This window comes from Blastococcus sp. CT_GayMR20, assembly GCF_004570345.1.
The window spans coordinates 1-3,447 of the sequence record NZ_SPQM01000265.1; the positions used below are offsets into that span (position 1 = coordinate 1).

Here is a 3,447-nt window from a genome sequence, read left to right on the forward strand (position 1 = left end):
GACCTCGAGGGCAGGACCGACGCCGAGCTCTCCACCGTCGCCGGCGACGGGACGTGCTGCACGTCCACGGGTTCCGACACCGACGCCCGGCTCGCCGCCTCCTGTTGCTGAAGCGCACACCGTCGGGCCGACCTCTGGCAAGGTCCCGGCCGTGGATCTCGACGAGGTGGCCGACGAGCTGTACGCGGTGGCACCGGAGGATTTCATCGCCGAGCGGACCGCCCGGCAGGACGCGGCGAAGGCCGAGGGGGACAAGGCCCTGGCGAAGCTGATCGGCGCGCTGCCCAAGCCGTCGGCCGCAGCCTGGGCTGCCAACCTGCTGGTCCGTGAGCAGCGGTCGGAGATCGAGGCACTGGTCGAGCTGGGGAGCCTGCTCCGGGAGGCGCAGGAGAGCCTCGCCGGCGACGAGTTGAAGGCCCTCAACAAGCAGCGCGCCCAGCTCCTCGCCGCGCTCACCCGGCAGGCGTCGGCGCTGGCCCGGCAGCACGGCCGCCCCATCAGCAGCTCTGTGGCCGCGCAGGTCGAGGAGACCCTGCGGGCCGCCATGACCGAACCGGAGGCGGGTGAGGCGCTGCTCCTGGGCCGGTTGACCTCACCGATGTCCTACAGCGGCATGGGCACGCTCACCGGCCGGCCCGACCTCCGGCTGGTGCAGCCGGCCAAGCCGGAGAAGGCGCCGACCCCCGCCCCGGCATCGAGGACGCCGAAGAAGTCCGCGACCGAGGATCGGGAATCCGCCGCAGCCCGGCGGGAGCGGGAACGGGAGGAGGCGCGGCGGGCGGCCGAGGAGAAGCACCGTCGCGAGCTCGCCCGCGCACAGGCCGCCGCCGAGGCGGCGGCGACGGCGGCCAAGGAGGCCCAGGAGGCCGCCGACGAGCAGCGCCGCGAGGCGGAGGAACTGGCCGCTCGGCACGACGAGCTGCAGCAGCGGGTCGAGGAACTCGCCGACCAGCTGTCCGAGGCCGAACGCGAGGCCGCCGATGCCGCTGTGTCCCTCAAGCGGGCACAACGGCGCAGCACCGCCGCGGAACGGGAGGCGGCCGAGGCCGCCGAGGCCCGGGACCGGGCGGAGGCCGCCGTCGCGCACCTCGTCGAGCAGGGCCCCGGCTGACCGCACGGCTCGTGTGACGGAAGGGGCATCCCGCGCGATCAGCGGTCATTTTCCCGTCCCGATTCCGTCATACCTGGTGTCTAGCGTGCAGGGCACCAGAGGAACCGGGACCGCCAGGAGGTCGCCATGAGCCCGAGCATCACGAGCCTCGACGAGATCGACCTCGAAGTGTCCGTCGCCTTCGTCGCGCTGGGCGTCGCCCGAGGCGCGTTCACCCGCTGCCCGTCGGGAGAGAACCTGCGGGCCGTGGACGACGCCGAGAACGCCGTGAACCGGCTGCTCGACGCGCGGCTGGCCGCCCAGAGCTGAGTCGCCCGGCCGCTCGGGTCAGCGCCGAGCCCTCCAGGCGCGCACTTCGGCCGTCCAGCGGGCGCGTTCCGGTCCGTCGACGAAGGCGGCCTCGAACGAGTTGGCAGCCAGCGCGGCGAGGTCGTCGTCCGACATCTCCAGCGCTGACCGCAGCGCGGCGACGACGACGTCGATGCCGCCCCCGAAGTACGCCGGGTCGTCGCTGTTGACCGTGGCAACCAGGCCCAGCTCGAGCATCCGCGGCAGCGGGTGGTCCTCGATCCGCGGTACCCCCTTGAGCGCGACGTTGGACAGCGGGCAGACCGTCAGCGGCACCCGCTCGTCGCGCAGCCGCCGCACGAGGTCGGGGTCCTCCAGGGCGCGGTTGCCGTGGTCGATCCGCTCGACGCCGAGCACGTCGAGCGCCTCGCGGACGTACTCGGGCCCGCCTTCCTCGCCGGCGTGCGCCACCCGGTGCAGGCCCTCGACGGCGGCCATGTCGTAGGCCTTGGCGAACAGCCGCGGCGGCCAGCCCACCTCCGCGGAGTCCAGGCCCACGCCGATGAAGTGCTCCCGGAACGGCAGCGCCCGGCGCAGGAGGTCCTCGGCCGCCTCCCCGCCGAGGTCGCGGAGGAAGCACACGAGGAGGTCGGCGGAGAGGCCGGCGGACCGGGCGTCGGCGAGTGCGGCGCCCAGTCCGCCGAACACCACCTCGAGCGGGACACCGTTGGCCAGGTGGGTCTGCGGATCGCAGAAGATCTCCGCCCGACGGACCCCGGCGGCCGCGGCACGGGACAGGTAGGCGGCGGCCAGGTCGTGGAAGTCCTCCTCCGTCCGCAGCACCGCCAGGTTGGCGTAGTAGACGTCGAGGAAGGCCTGCAGATCGGCGAAGTCGGCGTACCGCGCGGTCAGCTCCGCGGGGTCCTCGCTCGGCAGCGGGACGCCGTTGCGGCGGGCCAGCCGCACCAGGAGGTCGGCCTCCAGCGTGCCCTCGATGTGCAGGTGCAGTTCGGCGAGCGGCAGCATCCGGCCAGTCAACCAAGCCGGTCAGGGCGGAGTCAGCCCATCGTCTTCTGGCCGTCGAGCGACTCCCGCAGGATGTCGGCGTGCCCGGCGTGCTGCGCCGTCTCGGCCACGAGGTGCAGGAACACCCGCCGAGCCGAGCGCACCGCGCCCGGCTGGAACCACGGCGCCTCGGGCAGCGGGTGTGAGGCGTCGAGGTCCGGGATCGTGGCCACCAGCTCGTCGGTGCGCCGGGCGATCTCCTCGTACTCGGCCAGCACGCCGGCCAGCGTCTCGGTCGGCAGCAGCCGGAACTCGTCGGCCCACTTCTCGAACCCGGCAGCATCGGTCGGAGTGGCCATCGCCTCCGGCCCCTCGAGCACGAAGCGCACCCACCCGGCCTCCTGGTGCGCCACATGCTTGAGCAGCCCGCCCAGCGTCAGCTCGCTCGCCGTCGGGCGCAGGCGGGCCTGCTCGTCGGTGAGCCCCTGGACGGTGTAGCGCAGGAAGTGGCGGTGCGCGGCCAGGGTCTCGAGCAGGTCGGCACGTTCGGCGGTGAGGGTGCTCGGGTTCGTCATGGGAGGCGCCCTTCGTCGGGGATCCGTTACGGATGACGGTACGGAGGATCGGTGTCAGTTCCTGTCACCGATAGGTGAGAATCTGCGTCCATGGCCGACACCGGGAACCGCACGCTGCGCCTGCTCTCGCTGATGCAGAGCCGCCGGAACTGGGCGGGCGCGGACCTCGCCCGCCGGCTCGGGGTGTCGGTGCGCACGCTGCGGCGCGACGTCGAGCGCCTGCGCGACCTCGGCTACCCGGTGGAGGCGCAGCCCGGCGTCGACGGGGGCTACCGGCTGGCGCCCGGGGCGTCGCTGCCGCCGCTGGTCCTGGACGACGACGAGGCGGTGGCGCTCGTCGTCGGGCTGCAGGCCGCCGCCCAGACCGCGGTCGCCGGCATGGCGGAGGCGTCGGTCCGGGCGCTGACCAAGGTCGTGCAGGTCCTGCCGGTGCGGCTCAGGAGGCGCGCTGACGCCCTGCGCGCGGTC

Annotated in this window: 5 protein-coding genes; 3 read left to right on the forward strand and 2 right to left on the reverse strand. The window is 73.8% G+C overall.

Translation table 11 applies throughout. The annotated features are described in order from the left end of the window. Positions 1 to 151: 151 nt before the first annotated feature. Both E4P40_RS27030 and E4P40_RS27035 read left to right on the forward strand, forming a co-directional pair. Entirely contained in the window at positions 152 to 1,111 is a 960-nt protein-coding gene (locus tag E4P40_RS27030; protein WP_135161379.1) for a hypothetical protein, read from the forward strand. Between the two features lie 126 nt (positions 1,112 to 1,237). Then, positions 1,238 to 1,420: a hypothetical protein gene (locus tag E4P40_RS27035; protein WP_135161380.1), complete on the forward strand. Its 183-nt coding sequence runs from the start codon at positions 1,238 to 1,240 to the stop codon at positions 1,418 to 1,420. Between the two features lie 18 nt (positions 1,421 to 1,438). Here E4P40_RS27035 and E4P40_RS27040 read toward each other — a convergent pair whose 3' ends face one another. Continuing rightward, positions 1,439 to 2,425 (reverse strand): adenosine deaminase, encoded by a 987-nt coding sequence (locus E4P40_RS27040; RefSeq protein ID WP_135161381.1) that lies wholly within the window; start codon positions 2,423 to 2,425, stop codon positions 1,439 to 1,441. A gap of 32 nt (positions 2,426 to 2,457) precedes the next feature. Then, positions 2,458 to 2,979, reverse strand: a complete 522-nt coding sequence (locus E4P40_RS27045) for a DinB family protein (protein ID WP_135161382.1) — start codon at positions 2,977 to 2,979, stop codon at positions 2,458 to 2,460. A gap of 90 nt (positions 2,980 to 3,069) precedes the next feature. On the opposite strand from E4P40_RS27045, the gene E4P40_RS27050 reads away from it, so the two are divergent. Further along, a partial coding sequence (locus tag E4P40_RS27050) for an HTH domain-containing protein (RefSeq protein WP_135161383.1) occupies positions 3,070 to 3,447 on the forward strand: 378 nt, incomplete at its 3' end.

Coding starts and splice junctions, on each gene's coding strand:
- E4P40_RS27035 (WP_135161380.1), top strand. CDS start 1,238: ATGAGCCCGAGCATCACGAGCCTCGACGAGATCGACCTCGAAGTGTCC.
- E4P40_RS27040 (WP_135161381.1), bottom strand. CDS start 2,425: ATGCTGCCGCTCGCCGAACTGCACCTGCACATCGAGGGCACGCTGGAG.
- E4P40_RS27045 (WP_135161382.1), bottom strand. CDS start 2,979: ATGACGAACCCGAGCACCCTCACCGCCGAACGTGCCGACCTGCTCGAG.